Origin of the sequence: Geodermatophilus africanus (genome assembly GCF_900107105.1) — a bacterium.
In the GTDB taxonomy this organism is placed as follows: Bacteria; Actinomycetota; Actinomycetes; order Mycobacteriales; family Geodermatophilaceae; genus Geodermatophilus; species Geodermatophilus africanus.
In genome coordinates this window covers 73,572-87,183 of the sequence record NZ_FNOT01000003.1, presented here as the reverse complement: position 1 = coordinate 87,183, position 13,612 = coordinate 73,572, and the positions used below count along the sequence as shown (strand labels likewise).

The following is a 13,612-nucleotide window of genomic DNA, read 5'->3' as shown; positions in this document are numbered from 1 at the left end:
CCGCGGAGGTCGGCCGGCCGCGACGTCGCCCGGCGGGACGATGGTGTCACAGCAGCTCGAGCAGCGTCCCGATCTCCTGGGTGGCGTACCACGCGAGCTCGTGCCCCTCGGCCTGGTCGACGACGAACTGGGCGTCCTCGCTGCCGAGGTCGGCCTCGAGCACGACACCGACAGCCGCCCGGACGTCGTCCTCGGCCTCGGCGCCGTCGACGTGTGCGCTGGCGACGTCGCGCAGGGCGACCTCGCCGGCGAGGCGGACGGCGCCGCGGTCCGCGTCCGGGTCCTCGACCTCGGTGAGCGCGGCGTCGGGCACGTCGGCGGCCAGCACGACCCGGCGGCGGGCGGCCGAGGGGTCGACGTCGACGAGCCGGAGGCTGGCCCGCGCCGCTGCCAGGAGTGCGGCGTACTCGAGCTCCTCCTCGTCGGCTCCGGCGTCACTGAGGGCGTAGAACGCACGCAGGCTCGGCGTGACCGCGAAGGCGGTGAGCGGCCCCGCCAGGCGCCCGTCGTCCACGAGCGTCCGCAGGACGTTCGTGGTGGCCGGCAGGTACACACGCACCGGGCTGACTCCTCCGTGCCGCAGGGACGCCCGACGGTATCCCGGCGCCGGTCCGGACCTGCGCGCCGCGGGTCAGCCGGCGGTCTCGACCAGGACGGCCAGTTCCTGCTCGACGAGGTCGGCGAGCACGTCGACGTCGCCGACGCCGTCACGGTCGGCGTTCAGCCCGAAGTAGACGTGACCGTCGTAGCTGGTGATGCCGACCGACAGTCCCTGGCCCGGGGCCAGCGGGACCACCGGGAAGACCTCGAGCATCCGGGCGCCGGCGGCGTACAGCGGGACCTGCGGCCCCGGCACGTTGGTGACCACCAGGTTGGCCATCCGGCGGGACAGGCCGCGAGCCGCCCGGGCGCCGAGGGCGTGCAGGGTCGGCGGGGCGAACCCGGTGAGCGCGATGAGCGTGTCCGCCCCGACCGAGCGGCCGTGCTGGCTCACGCCGCGCATCGCGTAGCTCAGCCGCGCCAGCCGCACGCGCGGGTTGGGCTCGCCGACGGGGAGGTCGACCAGGTAGCTCGACACCCGGTTGCCCGGTGCCTCCTCCTCGTCGCCCTGAACCGAGACCGGCACCAGCGCCCGCACCGAGGTGGAGCCGAGGACCGCCTCGCCGCGGGACAGCAGCCAGTCCCGCAGCGCGCCGGTCACCACGGTCAGCAGCACGTCGTTCACCGTGCCGCCGTGCGCCTTGCGGACCCGCTTGACGTCGTCGAGCTCGCCCCGCGCCACCGCCACCCGGCGCTGACTGCCGCTGACCGCGTCGAGAGGGGTGTGCGGGGCGGGGAACACCGCCGACCGCGCCGCGCGGAGGGCGCCCCCGGCCACGCCGGTCAGCCGCGCCCCGGTGGCGCGCACGTCGGTGATGGCCTGCCGGGCGGCCTCCGCGGCCACCGTCGGGCGGGCCACGTACTCCGCCACGGCCTCGCTGACCAGGTGGAACGCGCCGGGCAGCCGGCGGGGGCGCCAGGTGGCGGGCGCGGGCGCCGCGGCGTCCGGCGAGTCGTCGAGCAGCACCTGGGCGATGTCGACCGCGCCCAGCCCGTCGACCAGCGCCGGGTGGGTCTTCGTGATGACGGCGACCCGCCCCGCGGCCAGGCCCTCGACGAGGTAGACCTCCCACAGCGGCCGTCCCCGGTCCAGGGGGCGCGCGACGACCCGGGACACGAGGTCGAGCAACTGGGCCTGCGTCCCCGGTCGGGGCACCGCGGACCGGCGGACGTGGTACTCGACGTCGAAGTCCGGGTCGTCGGCCCACACCGGGTTGGCCAGGTGCCCCGGCACCTCGAGGACCCGCTGCCGGTACCGCGGGACGAGCGGCAGGCGCCCCTCGACCAGCGCGGCGATCGCGTCGAGGCCGCCCACCGGCGGCTCGAGCACGAGCACGCCGGCCACGTGCATCGGGTTGTCCGGCCGCTCGAGGTAGAGGAACGACGCGTCCAGGGTGGTCAGGCGCTCCACCGTCGGTCTCCTCCCGGTCGGGGTGCTCACGCTACGACGCGGCACCACCGGGCGGACAGCCCAGGCGTGGTGGCGCACATCGCCTCGGCCGGCGCGTCGGCCGTGCCGGCGCGTCGACCGTGCCGGCACGTCGCCTCAGCCGGCGCGCCGGCCCAGTCGCGGCCGTCCGCGCCCGGCCCCGGGGATCGGCACACCGGTGAGCGCGGCGGCCATCTCCCGCAGTTCGGTGCGCAGCGGGGAGGACGGCGCCACCTCGGCCAGGGTGCGCCCCTCGGCCAGGGCCGCGTCGGTGGCACGTCGGTCGGCGGGCAGGAAGAAGCCCACCTGGCGGCCGGCGAAGCGCTCCAGCGCGTCGCCGATCTCGCGACGGGGGTCGCCGGGCACCGGCCCCCGCCGCACCTGGTTGACGACGACGACCGGTTCGACGTCCGGCAGCACGTCGCGCAGCTCGCCGAGGGCGCGGATGCTCCGCTGCAGCGCCACCGGATCCGCGCCGCTGACGCAGAGCACGGTGTCCGCGGCCTCCAGGACGGTGAGGGTCACCCCGTTGCGCCGCGGGGCCGCGGTGTCGAAGGACAGCTCCTCGTCCTCCTCGATGCTGAACCCGCAGTCGACGACGGTGAGCTCGGCGCTGCGGCGCACCTCCTCGAGGACGGCGCCGACGGCGTGCGGTCGCAGCTCGGGCCACCGATCCGCGCGCGCCAGCCCGGTGAGGACGCCCAGCCGCGGGCGCACCGCCCAGGCCAGCCGGTCGAGCGCCGCCTGGTCGAGGGTGCCGGCGGCCGCCTGCCGGGCCGCACCCGCCAAGCCGGGCGACTCGTCGAGCAGGCCGAGCACCTGCGCCACCACGCCGCCGTAGACGTCGGCGTCGACCAGCAACGTGGGCACGTCGAGCCGGGCGGCCTCGTCGGCGAGCCCCACGGCGACGGTGGTGCGGCCAGGGGCGCCCGTCGGCCCCCAGACCGCGACCACGCGGCCGCGGCCGGCCGGCCGGTCCGGTCCCGGCTCGGGCGTCCCGTGGGCGGGCAGCGCCGCGCGCGGGTCGGCGATGTCCCGGCCGGCCGGGAGGCCGCCCGCCACCGCCTCGTGCAGCGCCCGGGCGATCTCCTCCGGCTCGGCGTCGGCGGGCAGCACTCGGCCGACCCCCAGGGCGTGCAGCCGGTCGGCGGCGCGCTCGTCACCCGGGTCCACCAGCCCCACGACGGCCACGCCGGCCGCCGCGAGCCGGGCGACGGCGTCCCCGTCGAGGCGGCGCAGGTCCGCCGACAGCAGCGCCGCCTGCGCGGTCCCGGTGGCAGCGGCGGCCAGCAGCTCGGACACGTCCACGCACCGACGGACGACGGTGACGCCGTGGTCGGCTCGGTCGAGGGCGCCGACCAGCGCGGACTCCCACCCGGCGCCGGTGACGGCGGTGAAGACCTGCACCGCCATCAGGGCGTCCCGGTCGCCGGGGTGCGGGACGTGGCGGCTCCCGCCTGCGGCGCTGGCGCCGCGCCGGGCGCGCTCACGTCCGGAGCCGGCGCGGCAGGCGGAACGGGGGCCACGGGCGCCGAGGTCGACGGCGCGGTGGGCGACGGCGCGGTGGGCGACGGCACCGCGGACGACGGCACCGCGGACGACGGCACCGCGGACGACGGCACCGCGGACGACGGCACCGATGGCGCTGCGCCGGTGGCGTCCACCGACCCGTGCACGACGACGACCAGCGGCCGGCCACCGATCGCGCCGAGCACCGCCGGCGCCTGGCCGGCCGGGACCGAGACGACGACCTGGACGGTGGTCGTGGCCGTCGACAGCACGCCCTCGGTGCGCCCGGAGATCGCCTGCACCGGGGCCGCCGCGACGACGAGGGTCACGCTCCCGCTCCCCGCCCCGGTGGCGCCGACCGCGGGGTCGGCCACGGCGTACACGTCGACGACCTGCCCGCGGTCCAGCCCCGGCGGCACGTAGCCGGCCTGCACCGGGAGCGCCAGCTGCACCAGCTCGGCCGGCTCCTCGAGCGCCGTCCGGGGCAGCAGCTCCCCGCCGCGCACGGCACGGGCGAGGGTCCGGCCCTCCGGTCGCGTGCTCGTCGCGAGGTAGGCGCCGGCGATGTCGTCGAGCCGGACGTCCACCGCCACGAGGTCCCCCGTGGTCAGCACGGTGCCGGCCGCGAGGTCACCGGCGGCAGACCACACCGGCACCGTCGCGTCGGCTGCGGCGACCACGCGGGCACCCAGCAGGACCGAGCCGAGCACCAGCAGGACGCCCAGCACCAGCCGCAGGTCCAGCCAGCGCGGCGGCCGGACCCGTCGCGGTGCCGACCCCGACACGGAAGCACCAGGGGTGCCCGGCCCCGGGGCGGTGGGCACGGTGCGCGTGGCACTCACAGCCAGCGGTTCCTCCCTCTGCACGGACGCCGCGGACGGCCCCCGGTGGGCCACGGCCGGACGGAGATGATGAGGCAGGGACCCCGGTGCGTGCAGGCGCTGTCCACACGTTCGGGGTTGTGGACGGCGCGCATGCCACCCGGACGGGGCTGCCAAACTGTCCGGGACCGGACGGAGACCTGATGCCCACACCGCGGTTCCTGACCCTCGACGACGTCGCCGAGATCCTCAACGTCTCGTGGTCGCAGGCCTACGCGCTGGTGCGGCGCAAGGAGCTCATCGCCATCCAGATCGGCGGCCGCGGCCAGTGGCGGGTCGAGAACGAGGAGCTCGAGCGCTTCATCGCACGGAAGTACGCCGAGGCCCGGGCCGGCACGGTGCCCGCGGAGTCCCCCGTCGAGGAGCAGACCGAGCCGGACGACGCGCCGGCCGGCCCCGGAGGACGCCGCCGCAGCTGACCCCGGCCGGGTCCCCACGGACCCTCGCACCCGGGCCGCGGGAGGCCCGGCCGGGCTGACCAGACCGACCGCGCCGACGGGCCGACCGGTCAGTCCAGCCCGGGGGTCAGCGTCCGCACCACCGCGACCGCCGGCAGGGCGATCGCCCGCACACCCCGCACCGCCGCCGCCCGCCGCGGCTGGTCCGCCGCGTGCTCGGCCAGCTCGACGTGGTCGGCGCCGACGCCGTCGACGGTGCCCACGTACACCGCCCCGTCGTCCAGGACGACCTGCACGACGCTGCGGTCGCGGGCCAGCCCGCGCAGCGCCCACCGCAGGTCCAGCCGGGCGCGCACCGGCCCGGGGTCCTCGGCCGGGGCCGTCGCCCGCCCCAGCCCGGCGACCGTCCGCACCTTCGCCGTCGCCACCAGCACCTCCCGGCGGCCCTCGCCGGTCAGCAGCAGCCAGTCGGCGCCCACCTCGACGAGCTCCCCGGACACGTCACCGGCACCGGAGCACCGCAGCACCACCGTCCCGCCGAGCGCGCCGGCCAGCCGGTCCACCAGCCGGACGGCACCGGTCTCCACCCGCCGGCGGGTGGCGTCCTCCGCACGCGCGGCCGCGGCCTCCGCCTCGTCGAACTCCGCCTGCAGGTCGGCGAAGAGCCGTTGCCACCGCATCCGCCACCTCCTCGGTTCCACCCTAGTGGCCCACAGTTCTTGCGTTTGCGTGCATTTGCTTGCTTTAGTCACACCGCAACGTCGACCAGTCGAGGAGGGGACATGTCGATCCGGCGCCTGCTGGGGACCACGGCGGCGATGGCCGCTGCCGCCGCCGGCCTCCGCGCGGTCACCCCCGACCTCGGCGCGGTCGCCGCTCCCGGCCTCGACCTGCAGCGCGCCGTCGACACCGCCGGCGCCGAGGCGGTCCTGCTCGCCGGCGTCGCCGCGCTGGCCTGGGTCGTCTGGCTGTGGGGCGCCCTCGGCCTGACCCTCACCGCGCTGTCGGCCCTGCCCGGGCTCGCCGGCACGCTGGCAGGCGCGCTCACCCGGTGCATGCTGCCCGCCGGTGCACGGCGGGCCGCGGCCCTCGCCCTCGGCGTCGGACTGGTCACCGGCGGCCCGCTGCTGACGGGGTGCGCCGTTCCCCCGAGCGCACCTCCCCCGACCGTCGCCGTCGCCGCCGCCCAGGCCCCCGCCGCGCCGCCGTCCGGTCCGGTCGCCGACTGGCCGGCGCCGCCTCCCGCACCCCGGGATCCCGCACCGGTGCCCGACTGGCCGGCCGCGGTCGACGACGCGCACGTCGTCCTGCGCGGTGAGTGCCTGTGGGACATCGCCGCTGCCGACCTCGTCCGGAGGTCCGGCGCACCCCCGACCGACGGCGAGGTGGCCGCCGCGGCCGACGCCTGGTGGTACGCGAACGCCGACGTGGTCGGACCCGACCCCGACCTCCTGCTGCCGGGCCAGGTACTGCGCCCGCCCCCGGCGTCCTGACCGCCCCGCCCCCCGACCACACCGCACCCCGGAGCTCCCGATGACCGCGCCCGCCACCCCCGCCGGACCCGCCGACCCCACGACCGGGACCGGCCCGCAGCCGCTGCGTGCGGCCACCCTGCGGCTCACCGTCGTCCCGACGCCGCAACCGCCCCTGGACCCGCAGCCGGTGCTGCGGCTGGTCCTGCCCGGTGTCGCCGTCCCGCGGGCACCGCACCGGCCGGGCCCGCGGCCTCGCCCGGAGGAGCCGCTCGCGGGGTTCGTGCCGGGCTCGGAGCCGACCTGGTCGGCGCGGGCGGACCTCCCCGACCCGCGCGTCGCCGGACGCCGGCTGCTCCTGCTCACCCTCGAGGGGCTGGCCGGCCGGCGCCCGCTGAGCCAGGTGCAGCCGCTCACCGCCCTGGGCGTCTACGCGGCGCTCACCAGCGGCCGCCGGCCCCAGTGGTGCGCCGGCGGGACCGCGCCGGTGCTGCTGGGCCCGGTGCACGTCTGCGAGCCGGTCGACGGCGTCGCCGAGGTCAGCGCGGTGGCCCGCCGGTCGGGCCGGGCGCACGCGGTCGCCGCCCGGCTCGAGGGCATCGACGGCCGGTGGCGGTGCACCGCCCTGCAGATCGGGTGAACGACCTCCCCGCCCCCCGCCATCGAAGGCCCTCCTGCCCCCCACCGTTCGCACGCTCACGGCGGGGCCCTGCAGGAGGGCCGGCGGCGGGACCCTGCAGGGGGCCGACGGGACGGGGCCGCACCCGCTGGTCCTCAAGCGCGCGACGGCGCCCCGTGGCAGACCTTGTACTTCTTGCCCGACCCGCACGGGCAGGGGGCGTTGCGCGACGGCTCCTTGGTGCCGGTCACGGTCGCCGTCTTGGCCGCCTTGACCCGGCCGCTCTCCTTGGCCGAGGCGTCCAGGCCGGGGGCGGAGTAGCTGAGCTGGTCGCTGCGGTGCGGGTCGTCAAGGCCCCTGACCGACAGCTCCGGCCCGGTGCCCGAGGACACCGGCTCCGCGGCCTCGGGCGCCGCTGCGACGTCCTCCGGAGCGGCGTGCCGGCCGCGCCGGGCCGTCCCCGTCCGGCGGGCCGCCGTGGCGGGAGCGGGAGCGGGGGTTGCGGCGGCGGGAGCGGGGCTCGCAGGAGCCGGCGCGGCCGGAGCGGAGGGCGCCGGAGCCGAGGGCGCCGGCGCAGGAGCCGCGGGAACCGACTGCACCGGAGCCGAGGGCGCCGGTGCCGGGGCCGGCGGCGCCGCCGCGGCCTGCGCGGCCGCCTTCCGGGCCAGCACCCGGGCCGTCCCCTGCTGCGCCGCCGCCAGCGCCTTGGCCTCGGCCTCGGCCTGCTTGGCCTGAGCCTCGGCGTCCTGCTGCTCCTTGCTCTTGACCTCCAGGTTGAACAGGAAGCCGACCGACTCCTCCTTGATGCCGTCGAGCATCGTCATGAACATGTCGTAGCCCTCGCGCTGGTACTCCACGACCGGGTCGCGGTTGGCCATCGCGCGCAGGTGGATGCCGGCCCGCAGGTAGTCCATCTCGTAGAGGTGCTCGCGCCACTTGCGGTCGAGCACCGAGAGCAGCACCCGCCGCTCCAGCTCGCGCATGACCTCCGCGCCGAGGGCCGCCTCGCGCTCCTCGTAGGCGCGGTGCACGTCGTCGAGCAGCTCGCGCTTGAGGACGTCGGCGGACAGCCCCGCCTGGTCGCCGTCGGCGACGCGGTCGATGAGCTCGTCGCGGTCCAGGCCCACCGGGTAGAGGGCCTTGAGGCCGGTCCACAGCTGCTCGAGGTCCCAGTCCTCGGCGTAGCCCATCTCGGTGGCGCCGTCGACGTAGGCGCTGACGACCTCGTCGACCATCGACCGGACCTGCACGTGCAGGTCCTGCCCGTCGAGCACCTTGCGCCGCTCGGCGTAGATGACGGTGCGCTGCCGGTTGAGCACCTCGTCGTACTTCAGGACGTCCTTGCGGACCTCGAAGTTCTGCTGCTCGACCTGGGTCTGCGCCGACAGGATCGCCCGGCTGACCATCTTCGACTCGATCGGCTGGTCGTCGGGGACCCGCAGCGTGGTCATCATCGACTCGAGCATCGGGCCGTTGAAGCGCCGCATGAGGTCGTCGCCCAGCGACAGGTAGAACCGCGACTCGCCCGGGTCGCCCTGCCGGCCGGAGCGGCCGCGCAGCTGGTTGTCGATGCGCCGGCTCTCGTGCCGCTCGGTGCCCAGCACGTACAGGCCGCCGGCCTCGGTGACCTCCTCGTGCTCGGCCCGGACCTGCTCCTTGGCCTTCTCCAGCGCGCTGTCCCAGGCCGCCTCGTACTCCTCCGGCGTCTCCGCCGGCGACAGCCCGCGGGCGCGCAGCTGCTCGTCGGCGATGAAGTCCGGGCTGCCGCCGAGCTGGATGTCGGTGCCGCGGCCGGCCATGTTGGTGGCCACGGTGACCGCGCCGAGCCGGCCGGCCTGGGCGACGATGTGCGCCTCCCGCGCGTGGTTCTTGGCGTTGAGCACCTCGTGCTTGATCCCGCGCTGCAGCAGCAGCTTGGACAGCACCTCGGACTTCTCGACGCTGGCCGTGCCGACCAGCATCGGCTGGCCGGCCTCGTGCCGGTCGGCGATGTCGTCGATGACGGCCTCGAACTTCGCCTTCTCCGTCTTGTAGATGACGTCGGACCGGTCCTCGCGCACCATCGGCCGGTTTGTCGGGATCGGCACGACGCCCAGCCCGTAGGTCTGGGAGAGCTCGGCCGCCTCGGTCTGGGCGGTGCCGGTCATCCCGGAGAGCCGCTCGTAGAGCCGGAAGTAGTTCTGCAGGGTGATCGTGGCGAGCGTCTGGTTCTCGTCCTTGATCTGCACCCGCTCCTTGGCCTCGATGGCCTGGTGCATGCCCTCGTTGTAGCGCCGGCCCGACAGCACGCGGCCGGTGAACTCGTCGACGATGAGCACCTCGCCGTTGCTGACGATGTACTGCTGGTCGCGGTGGTAGAGCTCCTTGGCCTTCAGCGCGTTGTTGAGGAAGCTGATCAGCGGGGTGTTGGCCGCCTCGTAGAGGTTCTCGATGCCGATCTGGTCCTCGACGAACTCGACGCCCTCCTCGGTGATGGCGACCGTGCGCTTGGCCTCCTCCACCTCGTAGTGGACGTCGCGCTGCATCAGCGGGGCCAGCCGGGCGAACTCGGTGTACCAGCGGTGCATGGCCGGGTCGCCGGCCGGGCCGCTGATGATCAGCGGGGTGCGGGCCTCGTCGATGAGGATGGAGTCGACCTCGTCCACGACGGCGAAGTGGTGCCCGCGCTGCACGAGGTCGGCCTTGCTCCAGGCCATGTTGTCGCGCAGGTAGTCGAAGCCGAACTCGTTGTTCGTGCCGTAGGTGATGTCGCAGGCGTACTGCTCGCGGCGGTGCGCCGGGCGCTCGCCGGACAGGATCACGCCGACCGACAGGCCGAGGAAGCGGTGCACCCGGCCCATCCACTCGGCGTCGCGCTTGGCCAGGTAGTCGTTGACGGTGACCATGTGCACGCCCTGGCCGGCGAGCGCGTTGAGGTACGCCGGCAGGACGCCGGTCAGCGTCTTGCCCTCACCGGTGCGCATCTCGGCGATGTTGCCCAGGTGCAGCGCGGCGCCGCCCATGACCTGCACGCGGAAGTGCCGCTGGCCGAGCGTGCGGGTGGCCGCCTCGCGGACGACGGCGAAGGCCTCCGGGAGGAGCTGGTCGAGGGTCTCCCCCTCCTCCAGGCGCTCCTTGAACTCGTCGGTCTTCGCCCGCAGCTCCGCGTCGGTGAGGTCGGCGACGTCGTCCGCCAGCGACTCGACCGCGTCGGCGATCTTGTTCAGTCGCCGGAGGGTCTTGCCCTCACCGGCACGGAGGATCTTCTGGAACACCACGTCCCCAGCGTAGGCGGCCCGCCCTCCGACCCGGGGCTGTCGGCCGGGAACCGCCGTCAGCGACGCACCAGCCGTCCCTCCCGCTGGTCGAGCACGACCTCCCGGCCGCCCGCCCGGAGCCCGTCGAGCACCGCTGCGACCAGCTCGGCCCGGTCGTGTCCGGGCGGCAGCCGCGGCGGCTCCCCGGCGAGGGCACGGTGCACCAGGCCGGTGTCGATGTGCGGCGGCCGGACGTCGAGCACGGTGATCGCGCGGCGGCGCAGCTCGCGGCGCAGCACCCCGGCCCAGGCCGACAGGGCCGCCTTGCTCGCCGAGTACTCGGCCATGTCCAGCGTCGGGGCGTCGGCCACGATCGCCGACAGCAGCACGACCGCGCCGCCGTCCGGGAGGTGCGGCAGGGCCGCCCGGACCAGGCTCATGGGGCCCAGCGTGTTGACCGCGAACAGCTCCTCGGTGACCGCGTCGTCGGCGTCGGCAGCTGGGCCGAAGGCCACCACGCCCCAGGCCACCACCACGGCGTCCAGCCCGCCGAGCCCGGCCACGGCGGACTCCACCGCCCCGCGCACCGCCCCGACGTCGACGGCGTCGGCCACCGCGGCCGGCGCGCCGCCCAGGTCCCCGGCCAGCGTCCGCAGGGCGGCGCCGTCCCGGCCGGTCAGCGCCACCCGCGCGCCCGCGCCGTGCAGCGCCCGCGCCAGTTCCCCGCCCAGCACCCCGGTCGCCCCGGCGACCAGGACCCTCGCACCTGCGAGCTCCATGGCGTCGGCTTGCCCCGGTCGTGCGCTACCTAATCTCGCACCCGTGGCACACGACCTCGACGCCCTGCCGGACGGCCTGCTCGCCCTGCTCACCGAGCGGCACCTGGCCACGCTGACCACGCTGCGCGCCGACGGGAGCCCGCATGTCGTCCCGGTGGGCGTCACCTACGACGCGGCCACCCGCACCGCCCGGGTGATCACCTCCGGGACGTCGGCCAAGGCCCGGCACGTGCGCGCCGGCCGCTCCCGGGTCGCGGTGTGCACGGTCGACGGCCGCCGCTGGGTCACCCTCGAGGGGACGGCGGTGCTGCGCGACGACCGTGCCGCGGTCGCCGACGCCGAGGCCCGCTACGCCCGGCGCTACCGGACGCCCCGGGAGAACCCGGCGCGGGTCGTCCTGGAGATCTCGGTCGACCGGGTGCTGGGCCACGCCGGACCATGACCGGGTGAGCCGAGAACCGAGAGCCCTGGACCTCTCCGGGACCGACCTGACCACCGCGGTGGTCCGCACCGCGCGGCTGGTGCTGCGCCCGTTCCGCGCGGACGACGTCGACGCAGTGTTCCGCAGCTGCCAGGACCCCGAGACCAGGCGCTGGCTGGCCAACCTCCCCGACCCGTACACGCGGGCCGACGCCGAGCGGTTCGTCACCGACGTCGCCGTCCGCGGGCGGGCCGAGGGCCGGGAGCTGACCTGCGCGGTCGAGGCCGACGGGGAGCTGGTCGCCTCCTGCGGCCTGCACCACCTGCGGGACGGCGCGCGGCTCGGGCCCGAGGTCGGCTACTGGACCGCGCCCTGGGCCCGCGGTCGGGGCCACGCCGCCGAGGCCGCCCGCGGGCTCGCGGACTGGGCGTTCGCCCACGGCGCGTTCCGGGTCCACCTGTTCACCGACGTGGCGAACACCGCATCGCAGCGGGTCGCGGAGCGGGCCGGGTTCCGCCGCGAGGGCGTCGTCCGCCGGTGCCTGGACCAGCGGGACGGGAGCTGGACCGACGCGGTGCTCTTCGGGCGGGTGCCCGGGGACTGAGCGGGCGGGGGTGCGGGGTCGCCGCACCCCCGCCCGGCGTCAGGCGGGGGGCGCCGCGGCCGTCGCCGACTGCCGCGTGGCGGCGCCGTCCATCGGCGCGTCGACGAGCCGGATGAGGCCGTAGTCGTAGGCGTGCCGGCGGTAGACGACCGTCGGGTGCCCGGTGTCGGCGCACATGAAGAGGAAGAAGTCGTGGCCGACCAGCTCCATCTCGTGGAGGGCCTGGTCGACGTGCATCGGGGTGGCCGGGTGGTGCTTCTCGCGCACGATCTGGCCGGGGAGGTGCTCGTCGAGGTCGGTGACGTGCGGACCCTCCGCGAGCTCGCGGTCGCGGTCGAGGGCCTCGATGACGTCGGTGTCGGGGGCGCCACCGCCCACCCGCACGCTGGCCGGGGTGCGGCGTCCGTGGTGGACGCGACGGCGGTCGGCGGCCTTGCGCAACCGGTGGTCGAGCTTGCCGGCGGCCAGGTCCAGCGCCGCGTAGAAATCGGGCGCGGCGGCCTCGGCCCGGACGACCGGGCCCTTGCCGCGGAGCGTGATCTCGACGCGCTGGCACTTGCCGGACTGACGAGGGTTCTTCTCGTGGAAGAGCTCCACGTCGATGCGCAGCATCTTCAGCTTGCCGTCGAAGCGCTCGAGACTGCCGACCTTGTCCTCGACGTGCTGTCGGTAGTGCTCGGGGACCTCGACGTTGCGGCCACGGACCACGATCTCCATGAGACCTCCCGGTCGTCGGGTTGTGATCGAACCCACGCTAGTCCCGCTCGCCGGGTCCCGACAGTCGATCTGCCGAACCCCCGAGCGGGCGCTCCCGGCTCCGCCGGACGGCGCGACGAGGGGTCGCCGCGACCACCGCGGCGAGCACCGGAGGCCCCTCGCGGCCGGTTGCCGGCGCCAGCACGGCGGCCGCCTCGGTGAGCGTCGCGCCGCTGGTCACGACGTCGTCGACGACCACGAGCACCGCCCCCGCCGGCAACTCGGACGGGCCGGCACGCAGCGCGAAGGTGCCTGCCAGGTTGGCCCGCCGCTGCGCCGCCGAGAGGCCCGCGGAGTCCGCGGCACGTCCGGTGCGTCGCAGCAGCCGCGTCTCGGCGGCCGGCACCCCGGCCGCCCGCAGCTCCGCGATCGCACGACCGGTCAGCTCCCGGACGTGGTCGCGGCCGCGGGCGCGCAGCGCGGCGGCCCCGCTGGGCACCGGGACCAGCCGGACCGGCCCCGGCCGCGGCGAGGTCCCGGCGAGCACGCCGGCGACCGCGAGCGCGAGCGCGGCGCCCAGCGGGCGGGCCAACTCGGCGCGGCCGCGTTCCTTGAAGGCGTTGACCGCCGGGCGCACCGGCCCCTCGTAGGCACCGGCGGCCACCGTCGGCGGGAAGCCGGCCGGGAAGCGCCGCGGCTGCGCCAGGTGCGGGACGGCGAGCAGCGCGGCGCACCGCCGGCAGAGGACGGCGCCGGGCACACCGCACCCGGCGCACTCGCGCGGCAGCAGCAGGTCGGCCAGCGCCGCCAGCACCCCGCCGTCCACTCCCCCAGCCTCCCGCCCTGCGGCCACCAGGCCCAGGGTCGGCGGGGACCTGTGGACGGGCAGCCCGCTCCCGCGGTCCCGACGCGCCCCGCCGGCCCCGTCCCGGCCGCCTCCCGGGTCCCGCCGCGAGCTCGCGAGTGGT

14 protein-coding genes are annotated in these 13,612 nt (G+C 76.5%); 5 read left to right on the top strand and 9 right to left on the bottom strand.

The window, feature by feature from the left end; translation table 11 throughout:
- Positions 1-46: 46 nt before the first annotated feature.
- The 4 genes from BLW63_RS05735 to BLW63_RS05720 form a co-directional block, all read right to left on the bottom strand.
- Positions 47-559 (bottom strand): DUF6912 family protein, encoded by a 513-nt coding sequence (locus BLW63_RS05735; protein ID WP_091152448.1) that lies wholly within the window; start codon positions 557-559, stop codon positions 47-49.
- Positions 560-631: 72 nt separating this feature from the next.
- Entirely contained in the window at positions 632-2,011 is a 1,380-nt protein-coding gene (locus tag BLW63_RS05730) for a WS/DGAT/MGAT family O-acyltransferase (RefSeq protein WP_091152446.1), read from the bottom strand.
- A 135-nt stretch (positions 2,012-2,146) separates the two neighbouring features.
- A complete protein-coding gene (locus BLW63_RS05725; RefSeq protein ID WP_091152444.1) occupies positions 2,147-3,442 on the bottom strand; it encodes a CpaE/TadZ family protein in 1,296 nt (431 codons plus the stop codon).
- Positions 3,442-4,323 carry an SAF domain-containing protein gene (locus BLW63_RS05720; RefSeq protein ID WP_244522386.1) on the bottom strand — a complete coding sequence of 294 codons (882 nt, stop codon included), beginning with the start codon at positions 4,321-4,323 and terminating at the stop codon, positions 3,442-3,444. The genes BLW63_RS05725 and BLW63_RS05720 overlap by 1 nt, the downstream gene beginning before the upstream one ends.
- Positions 4,324-4,562: 239 nt before the next feature.
- Between BLW63_RS05720 and BLW63_RS05715 the strand changes: the two genes are divergently transcribed.
- Positions 4,563-4,838 (top strand): helix-turn-helix domain-containing protein, encoded by a 276-nt coding sequence (locus tag BLW63_RS05715; RefSeq protein WP_091152439.1) that lies wholly within the window; start codon positions 4,563-4,565, stop codon positions 4,836-4,838.
- 89 nt (positions 4,839-4,927) lie between these two features.
- Here the strand turns inward: BLW63_RS05715 and BLW63_RS05710 are convergent, their stop codons facing one another.
- The gene (locus BLW63_RS05710) at positions 4,928-5,497 is read right to left on the bottom strand and encodes a hypothetical protein (protein WP_091152437.1); all 570 of its coding nucleotides are present in this window, start codon (positions 5,495-5,497) and stop codon (positions 4,928-4,930) included.
- Positions 5,498-5,599: 102 nt separating this feature from the next.
- Between BLW63_RS05710 and BLW63_RS05705 the strand changes: the two genes are divergently transcribed.
- Together BLW63_RS05705 and BLW63_RS05700 are read left to right on the top strand one after the other, a co-directional pair.
- Positions 5,600-6,310, top strand: a complete 711-nt coding sequence (locus tag BLW63_RS05705) for a hypothetical protein (RefSeq protein WP_091152435.1) — start codon at positions 5,600-5,602, stop codon at positions 6,308-6,310.
- A gap of 40 nt (positions 6,311-6,350) precedes the next feature.
- Positions 6,351-6,929, top strand: coding sequence for an Rv3235 family protein (locus tag BLW63_RS05700; RefSeq protein ID WP_091152433.1), 579 nt, complete (start codon positions 6,351-6,353; stop codon positions 6,927-6,929).
- A 134-nt stretch (positions 6,930-7,063) separates the two neighbouring features.
- Here the strand turns inward: BLW63_RS05700 and secA are convergent, their stop codons facing one another.
- A complete protein-coding gene (gene secA, locus BLW63_RS05695; RefSeq protein WP_091152431.1) occupies positions 7,064-10,165 on the bottom strand; it encodes a preprotein translocase subunit SecA in 3,102 nt (1,033 codons plus the stop codon).
- A 56-nt stretch (positions 10,166-10,221) separates the two neighbouring features.
- Positions 10,222-10,923, bottom strand: a complete 702-nt coding sequence (locus BLW63_RS05690; RefSeq protein WP_091152429.1) for an SDR family NAD(P)-dependent oxidoreductase — start codon at positions 10,921-10,923, stop codon at positions 10,222-10,224.
- Positions 10,924-10,966: 43 nt separating this feature from the next.
- Between BLW63_RS05690 and BLW63_RS05685 the strand changes: the two genes are divergently transcribed.
- Complete coding sequence (locus BLW63_RS05685; RefSeq protein ID WP_091152427.1) at positions 10,967-11,365, top strand: pyridoxamine 5'-phosphate oxidase family protein; 399 nt, start codon at positions 10,967-10,969, stop codon at positions 11,363-11,365.
- A 4-nt stretch (positions 11,366-11,369) separates the two neighbouring features.
- A complete protein-coding gene (locus BLW63_RS05680) occupies positions 11,370-11,948 on the top strand; it encodes a GNAT family N-acetyltransferase (RefSeq protein ID WP_170856665.1) in 579 nt (192 codons plus the stop codon).
- A 39-nt stretch (positions 11,949-11,987) separates the two neighbouring features.
- On the opposite strand, the gene hpf is transcribed toward BLW63_RS05680, so the two are convergent.
- Together hpf and BLW63_RS05670 are read right to left on the bottom strand one after the other, a co-directional pair.
- Positions 11,988-12,665 carry a ribosome hibernation-promoting factor, HPF/YfiA family gene (gene hpf / locus BLW63_RS05675; protein WP_091152424.1) on the bottom strand — a complete coding sequence of 226 codons (678 nt, stop codon included), beginning with the start codon at positions 12,663-12,665 and terminating at the stop codon, positions 11,988-11,990.
- A 37-nt stretch (positions 12,666-12,702) separates the two neighbouring features.
- Positions 12,703-13,497 carry a ComF family protein gene (locus tag BLW63_RS05670; RefSeq protein ID WP_244522385.1) on the bottom strand — a complete coding sequence of 265 codons (795 nt, stop codon included), beginning with the start codon at positions 13,495-13,497 and terminating at the stop codon, positions 12,703-12,705.
- Positions 13,498-13,612 lie beyond the last annotated feature (115 nt).